This is a genomic window from Streptomyces sp. UH6 (assembly GCF_013421635.1).
In the GTDB taxonomy this organism is placed as follows: Bacteria; Actinomycetota; Actinomycetes; order Streptomycetales; family Streptomycetaceae; genus Streptomyces; species Streptomyces abyssomicinicus.
Window position 1 is genome coordinate 1 of sequence record NZ_JACADT010001332.1, and the last position, 1,216, is coordinate 1,216.

The 1,216-nt window shown below is 75.0% G+C and carries 1 protein-coding gene; it reads right to left on the reverse strand.

What is annotated here, in order from left to right; translation table 11 throughout:
* Positions 1-1,216: condensation domain-containing protein (locus HW445_RS31675; protein WP_180224209.1), on the reverse strand; the 1,216-nt coding region annotated here is incomplete at both ends.

Sequence of the window (1,216 nt, forward strand, 5' to 3'; positions counted from 1 at the left end):
CGTTGCCCGGCACGGCGCGCAGCTGGCGGCGCACGGACTTCACCAGGGCGCGCCAGTCGCGGCCGGGGCCGAGGTCGTCGGGTGTGTCGACGCTCAGCGCGACCGGGTGGACGGTGGTGAACCAGCCGACGGTGCGCGACAGGTCCACCCCGTCGAGCAGGTCCTCGCGGCCGTGGCTCTCCAGGTCCAGGCGGACCCGCTTCCCGCCGGTCCACCGGGCCAGGGCGAGGGCGAGGGCGGCCAGCAGGACGTCGTTGACGCGGGTGCGGTAGGCGGTGGGGGCGGAGCGCAGCAGGGCCTCGGTGTCCTCCTCGTCGAGTTCCACGGTGAGCATGTGGGAGGCGCCCGGGTCGGGGAGGGCCGGGCCGGGCAGCGGTTCGGCGGTCACCGCCTCCTCCCAGTGGGGCACTTCGTGGTCCAGGCCGCCGCCCGCCACGTGCGCCGCGAGCCCGCGGGCCCAGTCGCGGTAGGAGGTGGTGCGCTCCCCGAGGTCGACGGGTTCGCCGCGTACCGCCTGGTGGTAGGCGCTCTCCAGGTCGTCCTGCAGGATCCGCCAGGACACGGCGTCCACCACGAGGTGGTGGGCGACCAGCAGGAGGAAGGCAGGGCGTCCGGGGCCGGAGGTGAACAGCCCGGCGGCCAGCAGCGGCCCGTGCTCCAGGTCGAAGCCGGCGTGGAGTGCGTCGGCGGCCCGCTCCATGACGGCGTGGACCCGCTCCGGGGGCAGGCCCGTCAGGTGGTGGTGGACCAGGACGTCCTGCCGTTCGGCCGGCGGCGGGTTGAACTGGCGCCAGCCGTCGGCGTTCCGGGTGAAGCGCATGCGGAGCGCGTCGTGGTGGTGGAGCAGTGCGGCCAGGGCCGTCTCCAGGGCCGCCGGGTCGGGTGTGCCGTCGAGTTCGAGGAGGAGGGACTGGTTGAAGTGGTGGTGCGCGGCGCGCGGGGTGGTCAGGAACCACTGCTGGATGGGGGTGAGCGGCACCTCGCCGCTGACCGGGCCGTCTCCGGTGCGCTGCGGTCCGGTGCGGACGACGGCGGCCAGTGCGGCGACGGTCTGGTGGGCGAACAGGTCGCGGGTGGCGAGGTGCAGTCCCTCGCGGCGCAGCCGGGACACCACCTGCATGCTGAGGATCGAGTCGCCGCCCAGGTGGAAGAAGTTGTCGTCGGCGCCGACCTCCGGCACGCCGAGGACCTCGGCCCAGACGCGGGCGACGCGCCG